This window comes from Nocardia sp. NBC_00881, assembly GCF_045207455.1.
Taxonomy (GTDB): domain Bacteria; phylum Actinomycetota; class Actinomycetes; order Mycobacteriales; family Mycobacteriaceae; genus Nocardia.
This window is the reverse complement of record NZ_CP108798.1, coordinates 2571016-2589017: the sequence shown is the minus strand read 5'-3', so window position 1 is coordinate 2589017 and position 18002 is coordinate 2571016. Positions and strand designations below refer to the sequence as shown.

Annotated in this window: 12 protein-coding genes and 1 pseudogene; 7 read left to right on the top strand and 6 right to left on the bottom strand. The window is 67.9% G+C overall.

From position 1 onward, the window contains the following. Positions 1 to 6: 6 nt before the first annotated feature. Positions 7 to 900: an STAS domain-containing protein gene (locus tag OH799_RS10040; RefSeq protein ID WP_327118405.1), complete on the bottom strand. Its 894-nt coding sequence runs from the start codon at positions 898 to 900 to the stop codon at positions 7 to 9. 141 nt (positions 901 to 1041) lie between these two features. Beyond that, the gene (gene mftR, locus OH799_RS10035; RefSeq protein ID WP_406278319.1) at positions 1042 to 1662 is read right to left on the bottom strand and encodes a mycofactocin system transcriptional regulator; all 621 of its coding nucleotides are present in this window, start codon (positions 1660 to 1662) and stop codon (positions 1042 to 1044) included. Between the two features lie 40 nt (positions 1663 to 1702). Here mftR and mftE point away from each other — a divergent pair, with 40 nt between their 5' ends. Next, complete coding sequence (gene mftE / locus OH799_RS10030) at positions 1703 to 2404, top strand: mycofactocin biosynthesis peptidyl-dipeptidase MftE (protein ID WP_406278316.1); 702 nt, start codon at positions 1703 to 1705, stop codon at positions 2402 to 2404. Further along, positions 2401 to 3639, top strand: a complete 1239-nt coding sequence (gene mftD / locus OH799_RS10025) for a pre-mycofactocin synthase MftD (protein WP_406278313.1) — start codon at positions 2401 to 2403, stop codon at positions 3637 to 3639. Before mftE ends, mftD begins: the two co-directional genes overlap by 4 nt. A gap of 4 nt (positions 3640 to 3643) precedes the next feature. Here mftD and OH799_RS10020 read toward each other — a convergent pair whose 3' ends face one another. Continuing rightward, positions 3644 to 4114 carry a MarR family winged helix-turn-helix transcriptional regulator gene (locus tag OH799_RS10020; RefSeq protein WP_357261864.1) on the bottom strand — a complete coding sequence of 157 codons (471 nt, stop codon included), beginning with the start codon at positions 4112 to 4114 and terminating at the stop codon, positions 3644 to 3646. Positions 4115 to 4392: 278 nt separating this feature from the next. Between OH799_RS10020 and OH799_RS10015 the strand changes: the two genes are divergently transcribed. The 5 genes and pseudogenes from OH799_RS10015 to OH799_RS09995 all read left to right on the top strand — a co-directional run bounded on the left by OH799_RS10015 (position 4393) and on the right by OH799_RS09995 (position 10567). Beyond that, positions 4393 to 6069 carry a fumarate hydratase gene (locus OH799_RS10015; protein WP_406278308.1) on the top strand — a complete coding sequence of 559 codons (1677 nt, stop codon included), beginning with the start codon at positions 4393 to 4395 and terminating at the stop codon, positions 6067 to 6069. A gap of 143 nt (positions 6070 to 6212) precedes the next feature. Beyond that, on the top strand, positions 6213 to 6677 hold the full coding sequence (locus OH799_RS10010; protein WP_406278305.1) for a hypothetical protein: 465 nt from the start codon (positions 6213 to 6215) through the stop codon (positions 6675 to 6677). Between the two features lie 2064 nt (positions 6678 to 8741). Then, positions 8742 to 8867 (top strand): annotated as a pseudogene (locus tag OH799_RS10005) (helix-turn-helix transcriptional regulator); the annotation flags it as partial. Between the two features lie 681 nt (positions 8868 to 9548). After that, on the top strand, positions 9549 to 9935 hold the full coding sequence (locus OH799_RS10000; RefSeq protein ID WP_406282975.1) for a hypothetical protein: 387 nt from the start codon (positions 9549 to 9551) through the stop codon (positions 9933 to 9935). Between the two features lie 101 nt (positions 9936 to 10036). Continuing rightward, on the top strand, positions 10037 to 10567 hold the full coding sequence (locus tag OH799_RS09995; RefSeq protein WP_406278302.1) for a M15 family metallopeptidase: 531 nt from the start codon (positions 10037 to 10039) through the stop codon (positions 10565 to 10567). A 74-nt stretch (positions 10568 to 10641) separates the two neighbouring features. Here OH799_RS09995 and OH799_RS09990 read toward each other — a convergent pair whose 3' ends face one another. Genes OH799_RS09990 through OH799_RS09980 form a run of 3 tightly spaced genes read right to left on the bottom strand, consistent with a single transcriptional unit; the run spans position 10642 to position 17852 of the window. After that, on the bottom strand, positions 10642 to 14832 hold the full coding sequence (locus tag OH799_RS09990; protein WP_406278299.1) for a TIGR02680 family protein: 4191 nt from the start codon (positions 14830 to 14832) through the stop codon (positions 10642 to 10644). 3 nt (positions 14833 to 14835) lie between these two features. Next, the gene (locus OH799_RS09985; protein ID WP_406278296.1) at positions 14836 to 16269 is read right to left on the bottom strand and encodes a TIGR02678 family protein; all 1434 of its coding nucleotides are present in this window, start codon (positions 16267 to 16269) and stop codon (positions 14836 to 14838) included. Further along, the gene (locus OH799_RS09980; protein WP_406281958.1) at positions 16269 to 17852 is read right to left on the bottom strand and encodes a TIGR02677 family protein; all 1584 of its coding nucleotides are present in this window, start codon (positions 17850 to 17852) and stop codon (positions 16269 to 16271) included. The genes OH799_RS09985 and OH799_RS09980 overlap by 1 nt, the downstream gene beginning before the upstream one ends. Positions 17853 to 18002: the final 150 nt, after the last annotated feature.

The window sequence follows — 18002 nt, the reverse complement described above, 5'->3', positions numbered from 1 at the left end:
GCCTGATCAGCGGCCGTCGCGTTCGGACACCCGGGAAACCTCGTAGCCCAGGAGACGTTCCGCTTCTTCGATACCACCCTGAAGGTCGCCGACCGCATTCATCTTCGACAAATCCAGGCCGATGGTCACCAGCGTCAGCGCGATCTCCGAGGACAGACCGGTGATGATCACATTCGCACCCATCAGGCCGGACGCGTCGACGGTCTGCACCAGGTGGTTGGCCACCGTGGAGTCGATCGCGGGCACACCGGTGATGTCGATGACGACAACCTTTGCGCGGTTGGCCCGGATCGCCCGCAGCAGCTGCTCGGTGAGCTGGCGGGCGCGCTGGCTGTCCAGCACACCGATGATCGGCAGGATCAGCAGCTGTTCACGCACCTGGAGCACCGGCGTCGACAGCTCGCGGATTGCCTCCTGCTGCTGGCGGATGACGCGCTCACGCTCTTGGACGAAGGAGACGCCTACGGTGTTGGCGATGCGATTGGCGGCCGGTTCATACGCGTCGAGCACGGCGTTGAGCAGCTCGAAGTCGGCCTGGTACTTCTCGAACAGGGACCGGGCCAGTACGTCGCGCAGCAGCAGCACGATGCCGAGCACTTCGTCGGTCTCGACTCCTCTCGGGATGATGCGCTCGGACAGGTCCCGAGCGTAGGCCTGCAGGGCCTCGACGCTACCGGTCTCGAGCACCTCGACGTAGTTGTCGTAAACCGAGGTCGCTTCGGAGAAGATCTCCTCGGGGGTCATCGCGGTGAGCAGTTGGGCGTCGGTGATTCGCCGGGCCCATTCCTCACGTAGCGCGGTGCGGTTCTGGCGTAGATGCTCGACCAGCTGCGGGAGCAGGTTGTCGACCGGGCCCGCGGTCAGCGAATCCGCCGAAAGGCTCATGGACACCTCGGACATGGAAACTCCTGCCCCTTTCGACGGTTGCGTCAGGATCTTCGTACGTTCCGGCTGCGAGCCGATACCGAGCCTAGTCATACCCCACCCGGGTCGCCGCCGAAACCTGCCGCTTGTTCGCCCTCGACCCGGATGGCATGGACGTCATGGCACCGTAGCGAATCCCCTCTCCAGCGCCGCGAGTGCCTCGTCCAAATACACGGTGAGGTCGCTGTCGGCACGGGCGAGCCAGGCGTCGAACGCCGCGCGGGCCGCCGCGAGGGTGGCCCGCCCGACGGCGAGGGGGATCAGGCCGTCCTTCGGCTCGCCGAGCCGCTCCGCGGCGAACGCGCTCACCGTGCGCTCCCAGGCGTCGTAGTGTGCGCCCGCGGTGGCGGCCAGCGCGGGGATGGTGGCGACGAGCTGCATGCGGGTGCGCAGTTCGGGGACGTCTTCGGCGCGATATCGGTTCGCGTTGACCACGACTCGGCGCACGGCGGTCATCATCGGAACGTCGTCCGGCACCGTGGCGAAGGCTCCGCGTAGTGCGGCGACTTCGTCGTCGAACTGGTACCAGAGCACCTCCGCCTTGGTGGGGAAGTAGCGGAAGAAGGTTCGTCCGCTGATGCCCGCCGCGGCGGCGATCTGCTCGACGGTGGTGTCGTCGAAGCCCTGCTCGGTGAAAAGCCGCATGGCGATCAGCTCGAGTTCACGCTTGGTGGTGCCGCGTGGGCGGCCGCGCGTGGTCCGGTTCTCCCGCATCGTCTGATTCTGCTCGGCGGTCATGTCCCTTGATTATGTCAGTGACTGACGATAATCTCGCGGCATGTTGGAGGATCTCACCTGGCCCGAAGCGGGCGCGCGGGCCGCCGCCGGTGCGATCCTCGCCGTGGCGGTGGGGGCTACTGAGCAGCACGGTCCGCACCTGCCGCTGTCCACCGACACCGACGTCGCCGTAGAATTGTGCGCCCGTCTCGCCGCCGTGCGGCCCGAAGTGCTTGTCGGGCCGGCCATTCCATACGGTGCCAGCGGTGAGCACGCGGGCTTTCCCGGCACGCTGTCGATCGGACAGGCGGCGCTGGAGCTGCTGATCGTCGAGCTGTGCCGCTCGGCGACCGAAACCTTCGACCGGATCCTGCTGGTCAACTGGCACGGCGGCAATATCGAACCGTTGCGCAGGGCGAAGGACCTGCTGCGCACCGAGTCGCGCGACGTGCGCGTCTATCTGCCACGCTTCCACGGCGACGCGCATGCCGGGCGGTCGGAGACCGCACTCCAGCTGGCGCTCGCTCCCGATCGGGTCCGCACCGACTCGGCCGCCACAGGCGACACCCGTCCGCTGGCCGAGTTGCTGCCGCTGCTGCGCGCCGGAGGAGTGCGCGCGGTGAGCGCCAACGGCGTACTCGGCGACCCGGCGGGTGCGACCGCCGTCGAGGGCGCCGCTCTGCTCGAACATCTCACCAGCGACCTGATCGACCGAACCCGGCTCTGGTGGCCGGTAGCCTCCCCGGAAAGGACCGGAACATGAACCCGTGGTTCGAGACTGTCGCCGAAGCGCAGCGACGTGCGAAGAAAAGGCTCCCGAAGTCGGTGTACGGCGCGCTGATCGCCGGATCCGAGCGTGGCCAGACCATCGAGGAGAACCAGAGGGCGTTCACCGAACTGGGCTTCGCGCCGCACGTCGCGGGGCCGATCGGCACCAGGGATCAGACCACAACGATACTGGGACAGCAGCTTTCGATGCCGGTGGTGATATCGCCGACCGGCGTGCAGGCGGTGCACCCGGACGGTGAGGTCGCCGTCGCCCGCGCCGCGGCCGCGCGCGGCATCGCGATGGGCCTGAGCTCGTTCGCCAGCAAACCGATCGAAGCGGTGACCGCGGCCAACCCGGCTACCTTCTTCCAGCTGTACTGGTGCGGCGGCAGGGACGAGATCCTGCAGCGGATGCGCCGCGCGAAGGCGGCGGGCGCGGTCGGCCTGATTCTGACCCTGGACTGGTCGTTCTCGCACGGCCGCGACTGGGGCAGCCCGGTGATCCCGGAAAAGCTGGACCTGCGCACCATGCTGAAGTTCGCGCCGCAGACGCTGGCGCGGCCGCGTTGGCTGGCCGGCTATGTGCGCTCGGGCCACATCCCGGATCTGACGGCGCCGAACATGGCCGTCGGCGACGGTCCCGCCCCAGGTTTCTTCAGCGCCTACGGCGAATGGATGGGCACGCCCGCGCCGGACTGGGCGGACGTGCGGTGGATTTGCGAGCAGTGGGGCGGGCCGGTGATGCTCAAGGGCGTCATGCGGGTGGACGACGCGCACCGCGCAGTCGACGCCGGTGTCGCGGCGATCTCGGTCTCCAACCACGGCGGCAACAACCTCGACGGCACTCCGGCCGCGATTCGGGCGCTGCCGGTGCTCGCGGAAGCGGTGGGGTCGCAGATCGAGGTGGTGCTCGACGGCGGCATCCGCCGCGGCAGCGACGTGGTGAAGGCGGTGGCGCTGGGCGCTCGGGCGGTGCTGATCGGCCGTGCCTACCTATGGGGGCTGGCCGCGAACGGGCAGGCCGGCGTGGAGAACGTGCTGGACATCCTGCGTGGCGGCATCGATTCGGCGTTGCTCGGCCTGCGCAAGACCAGTATCGCCGAGCTGGAACGCTCGGATCTGGTGGTGCCTGCCGGATTCGAGCGGGCGCTCGGGACACCCGAATCGGCCGGTGCGGCAGGCGCATCGGCGGAGCGCGCGGTGCGACCGGCGGCGTCCACGTCGGCCTGACGGTTCAACTCTGGGCCGCCGATCTTCGATGGTGTGTGAGCAGCGTGTCGTAGATGTCGGCGAGCGCGGCCAGCTGCTGGCGATCGAGGATATCGATCATGTGCCTGCGCACGCTCTGCACGTGCGCGGGCGCGGCGCCGGTCAGTACCTCGGCGCCGCGCGGGGTGAGCCGCGCGGCGGTGCGGCGGGCGTCGTCGGGGATCGGCTCGCGCACCACCAGGCCGCGTTTCTCCATCCGGGTCATCTGGTGCGAGAGCCTGCTCTGCGACCACTCGAGTTTGGCCGCAAGCGCTGCGAAGGTGAGCTGGTGATCGGCGGTCTCCGCCAGGTAGGCCAGGACCGAGTATTCGACATAGGTGAGGTTGGACTCCCTGGTGGAGTCCCGCCCGACCGCCGCGGCGATGAGGTCGCGGGTGCGCACGAAACCTACCCAGGCGCTCATCTCGACGTCGTCGAGCCACTGAGGATCGGTCACGATAGCGCTCCAAACTCTGACATATGGCATCAACCATTCCGCGTCGCTGTGCGCGGCGCGCGAATAGTCTGCGCGCGGCCGGACGAGGGGACGTCCGAGCGCTTTCTCAGAGATGAGAGGTAGCACCACCTGGGTTGAACGTGCAACCTTTCGGGTCGGCTGTCCGACATAGGGTTGCCTAACCATCGGTGCGGTGTGGCTCAGTGGCTAGGCTCGCTCTTCTCGTGACCAGCCCGGCTGTTCGTCAGCGCTCGGGCCCACCCAAAGGAGTGCGACTGGTGACCGCGCCGGACTTCCGCTATTCAGACCTGCTGCCGATCGGCGGGGATGACACCCCCTACCGGTTGCTCACCACCGAGGGCGTCAGCACCTTCGAGCACAACGGCCGCACGTTCCTGCAGGTCGAGCCGGAGGCGCTGCGACTGCTCACCGAAACGGCGATGCACGACATCAGCCACTACCTGCGACCCGCGCACCTGGGCCAGCTGCGCAAGATCATCGACGACCCGGAGTCCAGCGGCAACGACCGCTTCGTCGCGTTGGACCTGCTGAAGAACGTCAACATCTCCGCGGGCGGTGTCCTGCCGATGTGTCAGGACACCGGCACCGCGATCGTCATGGGCAAGAAGTCCGAGGGAGTCCTCACCGGCGCCGACGACGCCGAATGGATCAGTCGCGGCGTCTTCGACGCCTACACCGAACTGAACCTGCGCTACTCGCAGTTGGCGCCGATCACGATGTGGGAGGAGAAGAACACCGGCTCCAACCTGCCCGCGCAGATCGAGCTGTACTCCACGGCGGGCGACTCGGCGCATCCGGCGTACAAGTTCCTGTTCATGGCCAAGGGTGGCGGCTCGGCGAACAAGTCGTTCCTGTACCAGGAGACCAAGGCCATCCTGAACCCCACGCGGATGCTGGAGTTCTTGGACGAGAAGATCCGCTCACTCGGCACCGCGGCCTGCCCGCCGTATCACCTCGCGGTCGTCATCGGCGGTACCAGCGCCGAGTTCGCGTTGAAGACGGCGAAGTATGCCTCCGCGCACTACCTGGACAACCTGCCTACCGAAGGGTCGCTGGCCGCGCACGCTTTTCGCGATCTGGAGCTGGAGGAGAAGGTCTTCGAGCTGACGCAGTCCTTCGGCATCGGCGCGCAGTTCGGCGGCAAATACTTCTGCCACGATGTACGCGTGGTGCGTCTGCCGCGGCACGGCGCCAGCTGCCCGGTGGCCATCGCGGTGTCCTGCTCGGCGGATCGACAGGCGCTGGCCAAGATCACCGCGGAGGGCGTGTTCCTGGAGCAGCTCGAGCGCGAGCCCGCCCAGTACCTGCCGGAGCAGACCGACGCCATCCTCGGCGGTGACGTCGTGCGGGTCGATTTGAATCGGCCGATGGACGAGATTCGCTCCGAGCTGTCGAAATACCCGGTGAAGACTCGGCTTTCGCTGACCGGGCCGCTTGTGGTCGCGCGCGATATCGCGCATGCCAAAATCAAGGAGCGCCTCGACGCGGGCGAGCCGATGCCGGACTACCTGCGCGATATGGCCGTCTACTATGCGGGCCCGGCCAAGACGCCCGAGGGCTACGCCTCCGGCTCCTTCGGCCCGACTACCGCGGGCCGGATGGACTCCTATGTCGACCAGTTCCAGGCCGCCGGTGGCTCGTTCGTCATGCTGGCCAAGGGCAATCGGTCCGCGCAGGTGACCAAGGCATGCAAAGAGCACGGTGGCTTCTACCTCGGTTCCATCGGCGGCCCGGCCGCGCGGTTGGCGCTGGATTGCATCAAGGCGGTCGAGGTGCTGGAGTACCCCGAACTGGGCATGGAAGCCGTGTGGAAGATCGAGGTCGAAGATTTTCCCGCGTTCATCGTCGTTGACGACAAGGGCAACGACTTTTTCGCCGAAACCCAGAAGCCGATCGCGCTGCGCGTGCGCACCCGCTCCCGAGAGCGCGTCTGAACCCGTCGTTCGAACCCGCGCGCGGTGGCAGCGCGCGGACACGGCGATGTCCTCCGATCACCGGGGTAGCGTCGCCATTTCGCCGGGCACCCTCAGCGAAGTACGTCGTTGATTCCGGCTGCCGACGCAAGTCGAGGAGGGCAATGAGTACATCTAGGGCTGTACCGATGTCGTTGTGTATTTCCGAGTCGGCGGCTCGGCGATTGGCCGAGCGCGCCGCCCGGGACGGAACGAGCTGCACCGCACTACTCGATCGCCTGATCCGGGAGGGTGTCGATCAGCTGGACCATCCCGGGATCGTCTTCCGTGGTTCGATGAACGACCGTCGCGCCGCGCTGGCGGCAGGGCCCGAGGTCTGGGAAGTCGTTGCGCGTCTACGAGAATTGGATGGTCCGGTGGAACGCCGCATCGAAATCCTCGGTGCGAAATCGGACCTGAACGCCAGCCGGATCCGGGCTGCCGTCGCCTATGCCCGCGCGCATGGCGCCGAGATCCTCGAGCGGATCAGGCGCAATCGCCAAGCGGTAGAAGCGATTCGCCGCGCACGCGCGCGGGTGACCGCGACGCCGGCGGGGCCGAGCGCGCTGGACCGTCCAACGCGCGTGTAATTCGGCCGGATTGTCCGGTGTAGTAGCTCTTCACATGCTGGGGAGCGAATGTGGAAACCCGTGTTTCTGGAGCGACCGATCGACCCACGGACGGCTACCCGGCGTTGGCCCGGGAGCCGTCCGCGGTGCGTCCGGCTGGATTTGCAGGGCTTGGAGAGCAACGAGTTTCGTGCTTTCGCCATCGACCGTGGGCGATGGTGCGGTCGCGAAGCGTGTGGCAGGTCGGCGGATTCCGACAATCCGGATTAATAGCAGCCTGCTTCCGCTGTGATCCACAGCACTGGAATAGATTGTGGACAGGGCCATTTTCTTGTGAGCGAATTGTTAGCCAGCTGGGGATGATTGACCCGAAATTGGACATACATTATTGCTATGACTTCAAGTCAGATGCCCTGTGAACCCGAATTGTGCTGTTTTGAGTGTGATTCGCCAGATGTTGTCCACAGGGACGTGGCTTCGAATCGGTGCAGTCGATCACCGTGCTCGCGGGCACACTGAAGCAGCTCGGCTCGGTCGTCGCGTTGCCACCGACAGGATCTGGCGGACGACTGAGAACGACACCGCGCAAGCTTTCGCCGCTTGGTTCACCGAACCGGACTCGGCGAGCACCCTCCGGATCAGTTCCGTGTCCGCTGGCCGAGATTTGCCCTGGGCCTACCCGCCGAGCCCCTCAACGCCCGCAGCATCCGATACGACCTCTGTAACGGCAACCCGAGCGCCGCCGCCTCCTTCACCGCAGCCCCGTCGCCAACCAACCCGACCAACTGCTCACCGACTCCCCGAACTCCTCCGCAAACGACACGATCGCCGCAACCTCTCAAACTCGAGAGTGTTGCGACGATCGCGTGAACCCGCGTTATCGGGAGGGGGCTTTTTGTGTTTTACGGCTTGCTTGGCAGATGTGGGCCACGCAGTCGGATGCTCAAACGCCACAGCGCGTTGCGTACGCGACGAGCCCCCCAAAAGCGTATCCGGTGCCATAGCCCAGGGTCGGGGTACTCCGCGTAGCTGCCGTTGAACATCGGCATCGGCTCATCCTCTCGGGCATTCGCTGGAAGTGACGGTCCGGGTGTCACCGACTTCGGTGTAGTCGAATGGGTGCCCCTGAAGCTTGCCATAGACGTGGACCTTGTGCCGCCAATCGCCTGTCTCACATTCTGCGCTGACCTGGGATCTGCGGCCGTCGCGGGTGGGGATCCCAGAATCGACAGTGAGCGCCCAACGCATCCACAGTCCGCCGCTGCGGTGCTCCAGGCCAAGCTCCAGCGTGTGTGACTCCGGGGGTACGTCGCAGCTAGCTGTCACGTCGGCGAAGATTACCGGGTGTAGCAAGGTGGGACGGCTGAAGACGGTGCTGAATCCACATGCCTTGGCCGATGCCGGAGCGGCTGTGACCGGTCCAGTGCCTGCGACAAGAACGGCGCCGATCGCACCGACGATGGTTGCGAGTCGAGAAATGTTGTAGTGCAAGGGACTCCCCCTATTCTTTTTGCCTGAGCGGACTCCACCGTTCAGTACTCCCGTGATACGTCCGGCTTCATCCGTCCGGCGCTGATCAGCGTTTGTCTTGCCGCTGCCTTGCGCGGGCAGTCGGCTACGCGGCATCCGCGATGCCGTTGCATCGTCTTGTGCGCCTCATCCACCCCCATTGGACGGTTAGGTGCCTCATGCGGCCACCCGGTAGGCCACAAGTTCACTTGCGCGTGTTGCGCTTTTAAGGCTCCAATCCGTTGATGTTCGGCTCTCCATTCGTCCTGCACGCGGTCGACGTTCTCTTGCACGGGCGTGCCATCTGACTCTGCTTCGCGCCACCAGTTGAATTCCACCGCTATCACCCCTGCCGTATTTCGAGTGGTTGGGCGCACACCACCCAGCGAGGTGAAATCACCGCTGGCGGCTCACTGCTCGCGGTGCGCCCATCGAGGTCGCGCCCGCTGGGGGGGTGCTGGAATCCAGACTCACAAGCCACAGCAGATGGTGGCAATGGGCGTTATAAGCAGCGGAGAAGCAAAGTACTAATTTGTAAGGCTCACAAGGGCTTGTAACGCCGCGTACCGTGGGCGTATGGGAGCGCAATTAGGGGATCGCCTGCGCAGCATCCGGAAACGTCGTGGGCTCACGCAGCGTCAGCTTGCCGAACGATCCGGGGTGTCGGTACAGCTGATTCAGTTGCTCGAGCAGGGCGGGCAGGAGACGACCCGCACGGAGACGGCACGCCGATTGGCCAAGGGTCTTGCCGTCGAAACCTCTGCCTTGATCGTCAAGCCGGATGCAGCAGATCCAGAGACCACAGATGTCGAGTTGTGGGCCGAAGTCCGTCAGGCAATGGCCGGTATCTACCCGGCCGACGACTTCACCGAGCCGCCGACTGTTGCCGGTGTCAGTGCGACATTCGCGGAAGCGAAGCCGATGTTCCGCGGCGGGCAGTTTTTCGAACTTGCGCCAATGCTTGTGCCAATGCTCCGGGATGCTGATTACCTTGTGTCGGAGGCTGATTCCGGCGACACCGAAGCTCGGAGGTTGCGGTCGCGGATACGGCAAATGGTCGCGTGGCAAATGTGCTTGACGTGGCAGTTCGATGCGGCCGATCACGCTATCGCCCTGGCTCTCGATGACGCGCCGGACCTCCGCACAGCCGCCCCGCTCGCGGATGCTGATTGCTGGCGCTGGATTCGACAAGGGGATCTTGCGAAGGCTCGTGAGGTTGCCACCAAATGGGCCGACGACCTCGAACCGCGCAGAATCTCCAAAGCATCGCGCGAGGATCTCGCATCGTGGGGCCTCATGCTGCAACGAGTGTCGACAGCCGCCATCCGGGACAACCGGCCCGGTGAAGCCGACGATGCGCTGGCCTTCGCGCGTGTCGCCGGCATGGCTATCCGGCATGGTGAGCACGATTCCAAGGATGGGCTGCTTCATTCGTTCGGCCCCGTCACAGTGCAGATGCTCGAGGCCGAGAACGCCATGGTGGTCGACAAGCCAGAAGTCACCCTCGCCATCGGGTCGCAACTAGCTGGAACGAAGTACCCGCTTCCGTGGCCATGGCAGCGCCATCGGCTTGATGTTGCCGCCGCACACGCAGCGATGCGGCAGTACCCCGAAGCGCTGGCCGTGCTCCATCAGATTCGACGAGAACTTCCCGAATGGCTTGTCAAGCAGCGGTTCGCCCGTGACATCCTCGCGGGCATGATCGAGAAGCGCCGGACGTTGACCCCCGAGATTCGTGAGCTGGCTGACTTCGTCAAGGTCCCGTACTGAGTGCTGTACAACGAACGTGTGTCGCGCCGACGGCGCGCCCCGTGCGTCTGTGACCGTGTGGGCTACGAGGCGTCAGCGGGCGCGGGCGATAGCATCGCGACATGGTTCTACGGAGTGGTGGGCGGAGTCGGATGCGGGTGGTGCTGCCGGTGGCGGTGCTATCCATGCTGGTCGCGCCCGTGGGGTTTGTGGGGCAGGCACAGGCGGAGCCCGGTGTTGCGACCGATCAGCGGCAGTCGGCGGGGTCGGCGACCGGAACCGAGGGGCTCGAGCCCCAGTTGGCCCTGGCGTACACGCTCGCCGAACGCGAGGCGCGTGCACAGGGCGTGCCGCTGTCCATCACCTCCGGATATCGGACGCCGGACGAACAACGGGCGCTGTGGGACGACGGACTGGCGACCTACGGCAGCCCGGACTCCGCGCGTCGGTGGGTGCTCCCGCCAGATGAGTCCACCCATGTCCAGGGCAAGGCCATCGATGTCGGCCCGCAGCAGGGTGCGGCATGGCTGGAGGCCAACGGTAACCGCTGGGGTCTCTGTCGCACGTTCGAGAACGAATTCTGGCACTTCGAGTTGCAAACCCTGCCTGGGACGCCCTGCCCACCCATGTTGCCCGACGCAAGCGTGCGGTAACCATTTCGGCGAACAACCGCACCCGCGCCATCGTCCGGTCGGGACCGGCGACTGCACCCGGGCGGCCTCCGAAGTCAGGTCACCGGCGCCAGCTCGAGTCCGCCCTCGATCGTGTTCGGGACGCGGCGGCGATTGGGCGAGCCGAGCGCTGCGGTCAGATCGGTGCCGTCGTGTTCGGCGAGCAGATCACCGCTGTCCCACACCAGCAGCGTCGCGCTGACGGTGTTCTCGGCCGCGGCGTGCGCCAGGTCGTAGTGCGCGCAGCCGGGGACGTGCGGGTAGGTGATCCACAGGTCGTAGCCGGTCATGAACAGGTCGAGGTCGAATTGCACGCTCAATCCGAGCAATTCGCTGCGTCCGTTGTCGTCCACACCCGCGAACGCCTCGTCGAGCGCGAGCAGGCGTGGGGCCTGCGGGTCGGCCGAATCGAGCATGACGTGCGCGGCGGCGAACAGCGGCAGGTGCAGCGACACCGACTGCTCGCCACCCGACAGCGCGCTGTGGCGGGCCACCGTCAGCTTGTCCTCGCTGCCGTCGGCGGAGATCAGCGTGAACGAGAACACCCGCCAAGTGCGGTAATCCAGGGTCGCCGCGAGGATCTCGGGGTAGGAGCGTTCCGGGTTCGCGGCCCGCGCGGCGCGGATCTCGGCGGCGAAATGCGCCCTGATCGACGCCAGATCCTCCGCGGACAGAGCCGAGGCGTCGCGTTCGAGTAGCTTGCACATGGCCCGCGCCACGTCGGACAAGCTGTCGGCGAGCACCCAGTGCACGCCGATGGTGTTGCCTGAGGACATGCGGCGCTGCTTCATCTCCGCGCCCATTCTGGCGATGAGGTGGCGGGCGTCGCTGGTGCGTTCGTGGATCTGCTGGGCGAGGCCGGTCAGCAGCGCGTCCTCCAGGATGCGCCGCTCGGCGTCGGTGAGCAGCAGCTCTTGGTCTTTGCGCGCGGCATCGATGCGGGTGGCGAAATCGGCGACCGCCGAAACGCCGTACTCATCCTGTACCTGGACCACGGTGAGGCCGTCGGCCGCGTCCCACTGCAGCCGATAGTCGCGACCGGAACCGGCGAGCGCGGCGTCGAACTCCTGCAGCGCCGCGGTGACCGCGCTGCGAGTGGACTTGCGGGTGGCCTCGCTCGCGCGCACGGATGCGGTGGCGGTGGTGAGACTGTCGAACAGCTCGGCAACCTCGTCGGGCAGCACCCGTGGTTCGGCCTGCGGCCCCGCCGACGCTATCCGGTACAGCAGCTGTTGCGGCGTCGACCACGCGGCGTCACTGCTCGGCCAGCGTCCGCCGGGCGGCGCGCCGAGCAGGGTGAGCAGATCCGGCTCGGCATAGGGCCCAAGGGCTTTCACCTCCGCGAGTACTTCGGTGAGCGCGGTGCCCAGAGACTCGTGCGCGGTGCGGTAGGCGGCCTCGGCGTCGCCGACCGCCTCGATGGCCTCGTTAGCGGCCTTGCGCGCGGCCTTCTGTTCCGCCTTGGTCGCTTCGATCCGCTGCCTGGCCAGGTCCAACGCGCGGTCGATATCGGCGGCGCCCGCACCCAGCGCATCGCGCAGCGTCTCGAGTTTGCGCAATTGCTCCTGGTAACCGGACTGCGCCGCCTCCGCCTCCTCCGCGAACGCCTCGGCCAAGTCCGTCGCCTCGGTCAGGCGGTCCTCGCCTTCCCGTTCGCGTTCGCGTTCGCGCTCGTATTCGGTGCGCAGGCGCAGCAGTCCGGTGCCGGTGTTCTCGAAGTGCCGGATGGCGGCGGCGAGGGCGTCGAGCTCGCGGGCCGAGCGTGGTGTCCGGTGTGCCGCCGCGGCGGCACGTAGCTTCTTCTCGACGGCAGACGCCTCCGCCACTGCCTGGTCGAGGTCGCGCTCGGCTTGGGCGGCGGTCTCGGAGCGGGACCGCATCATGCCCGCGGTCTCCGCGACCGCGCGCAGCGCGGCGGTAACCGCCGTCGGACGCGAAAGTGTCTTGGCAGCGGCGGAGATCCTGGCGAGTTCGGCGCTGGCGTCCGCTTCGTCCTGTTCGGCGACACACCGGGATTCGTTCGCGACTTCGATGGCGGACGCGAGTTCGGCCGCGCGGGCCGCGCGCCGTCTGGCCCGCGCGGTGGCACCGATGAACTCCGCGTCGGCCTTCCGGTGTCCGCCGACCTGCACGCCCTGGCGGAAGCGACCACTGGTCGCGACTGCGACCACGCCGGTCGGTGCGTCCGCGTCGTCGTGCAGGGCGATCGAAGCGAGCAGGTCGGTCACGATCTGCCGCGGCACCGTGAAGGTGTCCGAAGCGTCCTCGACGACAAGGACATCCGCGAGCGTGCGTCCAGAAGGTCGCTTTTTCGCCGGCAGCGGCACGAGGAACTGATCCGACTCGTAGTCCGGCGGCGGCTCGTCATCCGCGCAGACCCAACCGTCGAGCAGGTCGGCGGCGTGCAACGCGGCCTCGATGCCTGCCGCGGCCGCGGGGGACACGTCGTCGGCGAAACGGACCAGGCGCCACAGCGGAGCGCCGGACCGGTCGCCCGTCCGACCGGAGCGCGCCGCGAAAGCCGGTGGCGCGTCGTCGCGCTGGGCGCAGACCCGGTCGCGTTCGGTGGTCAGCTCGGTAATGCGCGCGGTCGCTGCGGCCGCGCGAGCGCGGGCGTCTTGGCGGCGGGTACGGATCTCGTCGAGCAAGGGCTCGGTCCGCTCGGCCAGCACCTCTGCGATGGTGGCCTCGTCCGAACCGGCCTGGGCCACAGCGGTGTCAAGCGCCTCGAAGAGGCCGTCGCGAAGCGGCGAGTAGACCTCACGGTGCTCGTCCCACCAAGCCCGCAGGGCGCACGCGGCCTCGGTGCGGGCCAGTGCCACGGCCGCCTCGGCGTGGGCGACCTCCGCGGCGGCCGCCTCGCGCAGCTCGCGGGCGCGCTCGGCGAGCCGCTCGGCCCTGGTGCGCTCGGCGGTCGCGCTGTCGAGGAACCCCAACGCCTTCCGTGTCGCGCGCACGTCGGCGTCGCGTTCCTCGGCGTGCGCGCGGACAGCGGCGGTAAGTTGCTCGGCGCGCGCCGTCCCGGGCAGCGGCGTCCACACGATCCCGGCTTCTTCCGCGGCCGTGCGCAATTCGTCCTCACCGCGGGCGAGCGCGGCGGCGGCGGTACGAACCGCCGTGCGCGCGCGTTCGGCTTCGTGGGCACGCTGATCCATGGTCCGACGCGCCTCGAGCGCCTTGTCGCCGTGGACGCCCGCCGAGGTCTCCAGGCGCCGCACGGCGTCGGCCAGGTCGTCGAGCTGCTGCTTGCCCTCGTACGCGCTGGAGCGCTGCAGGTTCTCCCGGTCGGCTAGGGCCTGCTCGTAGGTGCGGTCGGCGTCCTCGGCGCGGGTCTCGGCGGCCGTGCGCTCGGCCTCCCTGCGCTTGCGCAGCGCCGTGGCGGCGAACAGCGCCGTGCTCGCATGGGTGACAGCTTCCAGCCGGGCGCGCACCAAGTCGACGTCCGTCTTCGCCTGGACCGCAAGGTATTTTCGGTACACCGCCAGGAAAGTCCTGGTCGCGGTGTCGGCGTGCACCAAGCCCTCCAGGGTGCGACCGACCTCTTCCATATCGCTGAAGGAACGGGCGGCGTCGAGAATCAGCTGCTCGTCGAGCGGACGTAGGCCATCGGTGAGCGCCTGGGACAGACCGCGCGGGTCGAGATTCTTCGCCAGCTGCGGGCGGCGCAATGTGAGGATCAGGTTGATCAGCTGGTCGTAGCGCTGCGTGCCGAGGCCGAACATGCGCGCGTCGATGGCATTGCGGTAGTCCACCGGCCGGTCGACGATCGAGTCGGTGCCGATCTGCTCGGCGAGCTGCTTGCGCGTGAGCGGGCGGTCGTCCGGGCCGATCAGCGAGAAGTCGTCGCCGACCCGGCCGTCGGCGACGAAGTACCAGCGTGTCACCTTGTCCGACGAACGGGTGGCGCGCATGCCGATCCCGACGGTGACCACCTCCGGGTCGTCCCGGCGACCGCGCGCGAACTCCATCCAGACGTAGGAGTAGGCCGACTCTTGCTTACGGTAGAGCAGGTTCGACTTCATCGTGCGTTCCTCGCCGGCGAACGGGTTGAGCCTGCGCGGCTCGATCCGACCGTCCAGCACGAATGGGAACAGCACCTCCAGCGCCTTGGTCTTGCCCGACCCGTTCGGCCCACGCAGCACCAATCTCCCGTCGGCGAAACAGAATTCCTGATCGCGGTAGTCCCACAGGTTGACGATCCCGGCGCGGGTCGGGGTGAACCGCACTCCGCCGTGAATGAGCGACATCAATCAGTTCCCTTCCGTTCCGGAGGTGTCGGGCCCATAGGTGTCGGCCGCGGTGACGAATAATTCCGCCGCACGCTTGGTGCGGACTGTCACGACTGCGCCGCGGTAGCGCGCCAGGGCGGGCAGCACGAGCAGTCCGGCGTCGACCACCCGAACCAGCCGCAGCCGCTGCAGTAGCGCCACCACCTCCGTGGCGAGGCCAGAGATGTCGGCCTGCCACTGTGCGGCAAAGGTGGCGCCATAGCGGTCGGCGAGCGCCTGCACCGTCTCGCGCACCCACGTGGTGTCGACGAGCGGATACGTTGCGACCCCGCCCACCGCGTGCCCGGTAAGGCCGTCCGGATCCGGTAAATGTTCTTTCCCCAGTGAATCCAGCGAATCCAGCGAGCGCAGCTCCGTGAGCGGTGCGAACACGGTGGATTCGGGGATGGCGTCGTCGAGCTGCTCCGCGAGCGCCTCACCCGTGTCCGGTGCGCCGGACCGCCGGGGCAGTGGGTTGTCGATGTCGAGCACGCGGTCGGCGATCTCGCCGGCCAGCAGCAGCGCCACCTGGGCGAGGGTCCCGGTGCCGGGGAAGCGGATGTCGGACAGCCGTCCCGAGGTGTCGATCAGTGCGACGCCCTCGGCGCGGCGCTCGGCGCGCAGGCCGGTGAACAGTTCCACGTCGGTGACGATCCGTTCCTGCGCGAGTACCGGGCGTTCCTCGGGCGCGAGATCGTCGGTGTACACCACCGGTCGTTCGACCAGCGCCCTGCGGACGCGCCGCGCGATCTCGGCGGCGGTCGTCGGGTGCGGGGAAACGCTGGAGGCCGCGGCCTCTTCGGTGAGCAGCCCGCGCACGCTGTGTAGATGCTGCAGTGCGCGCGGCGGCCGGAACAGCGCGAAGACCACCGGTCGGTCGATGTCGTAAAGCGCCTCACCGGCCTCTGGATCGCTGGCCCAGCCGCCGGCGTCACCGTCGGCGAGGGTGATCGCGCCGCGCCGGGTCAGCCAGCCCACCGCGTCGACGAATGCGTCGCGGTCGGCGGCCCGGTCGGTGGATAGCTCGAGCCCTTCCACCCGGCCGGTGTAGGCGGCGACGTGATCGGCCAACTCGGACAATGTGATCTGATCACCTGCTCGGCCCAGCGCGGCGAGTGCCAGCGCGAGATAGGCATAGCGTCGGCGGTCGAAGACGCGCTCGCCCAGGGTGCGCGCGGGCCTGCCCGCGTCGAGGTGGTCGAGCACCGGGAACACCCGCGCGGTGGTCTCGGTGACTTCCAGCCGGTAACCGAACAGCTCGGCCAGATCCTCGCGCAGCTCGGTGGCCCATCGGCGGATCAGCGGCAGCGCGATCCGGTCCGGATAGGTCCGGGTGACGAGGTGATTGGCCAGGACGACCCGTGCGGCGCGTTGGTAGTTGTCCAGCGCGAGGGTGTCGATCTTGTGTCCGCGCATCAGGGGCGCCTCCCGATGGCACGCGACCGTGCCATGGTCGTCTGCTCGACCTTCAGGGCGCGATTGTTCAGGTGCAGTAGCCCGCGCGCAGTACGCACGACGGTCGACCCCTCGTGCTCGGACACGGTGAGGGTGACGCCGCTGTCGGAGCCGGTCGTCCCCGCGACCCGGCCGCGCACCGGAACCCACGCGGTGGACGCGGCGTCCAGCAGCCGAAGCAGCACCTCGGTTTCGCGTTCGTCGAGAACACGCGCATGCACGTCGCCGGAGGCCAGCGACGCGGCGGCCTCCGCGCGGGCCCGCTGCGTGTCGAGCTGCGCCTCGCGCAGCCGCCGGATGCCCGCGTCGTTGCGGTGGATACGCGCCGGCGCGGCCGCCGACGGCGCACGCCCGGTCTCGGCGAGTGTTCGCGAGATCTCCAACGGAGGTGCGTCCCACCAGGATCGGATCGCCGGAATCAGGTCGGCGTCCGGGTGCTCCATCGCCAGATGCCGCGGCCTGCCCAGCCCGAAGACGGCGTCGAAGAGCGCATGGGCGCTCTCGGCCGTCGGCGCCGCGGTGAACCATCCCGCCAGATGCCGCAGCGCCGACTCCCGGCTCACCCCGCCGCGCCGAGTCTCGGTGACCCGGCGCAGGAGGGACAGCACCGCTGCGATGGCGCTCATGGTCGCTTCGCGTAGCCGCTCGGCCTCCGTCGTACCCGCGGATTCGCCGCCGCCCGAGGCGACGAACCAGGTCCGCAGTCCATTCCATCGGGAGCGCCAATCCGACTGGCGCTCGGCGAGACTCAACAGCACCCGCTCGTCACAGTTCGCTGCGCCTGCGATCAGCTCCTCGATGCCGGTCTCCTCTATCTCCGCGATCGCGCCTGCCAGGCGCGGTGTGAACCGGGCAAGGTCGAGGCTGAACTCCCGCATGTGCGCCAGCAGTGCGTCTTTGTGCGCGAGAAACGATTCCGGGGTGATCTCGGTGGTGCGGACCAGGTCGCCGAGCCCGAGATAGAAGTGCGCGGCGCGGGCGGCCATGTCCGATAGCGCGGCGTCGAGGCGGCGCAGCGTGCGATACACGCGTTCGGCGTCGCCCGTCCGATTGGCTTCGGCCAGGGTATGTAGGTCGGCCAGTAGCTCAGGAAGCACGAGCCGCGAGAGCGCAGCCTCGTCGAGGCGGGCATCGAGCACACCGGCCACCGCGCGGTAGGCCCGGAAACCAGCCTGCGAGAACTGGTACACGTAGTGCCGGTTGCGGTACTCGGCCAGGGTGGCGGCGCGGGTTCCGTCGTAACTGCGCTCCAGCACGCCCCATCGGTGCAGCTGGTTGAGCAGCGTGTCGATCTCGGCGGCGGTCAGACGCGGAGCGGTCGGCCGGCCTTGGGCCGCGGCGGTTCGGAAGGGGACACCGGCATCCGACTCGTCAGCACCACCGAAATCGGACGTGCGCAGGCTGCTTCCGTCTCGCTCCATCCATTCCGCCACGTCGTTCGCGTGGAGCAACACAACGTATGCCGCCCGCGCGCTGTCGAATGCGCGGAGCACCCAGAGGTAGTCGGCGCGCCGCTCGGCGGTGGTGAAGGAGAACAGCCGCAGCCGGTCGTCCCAGGGGACGGCGGAGCCGTCGACGGAGTCGGTCACCGGGAACAGGGTAGTAGCGGGCCGATCGCCGCCCACGCGATGCTCCGGTGTTCGGCGTGGCTGCGTCCAGTTCGCCACTGTTCGCCAACGTTTCTGGCAAGCCCG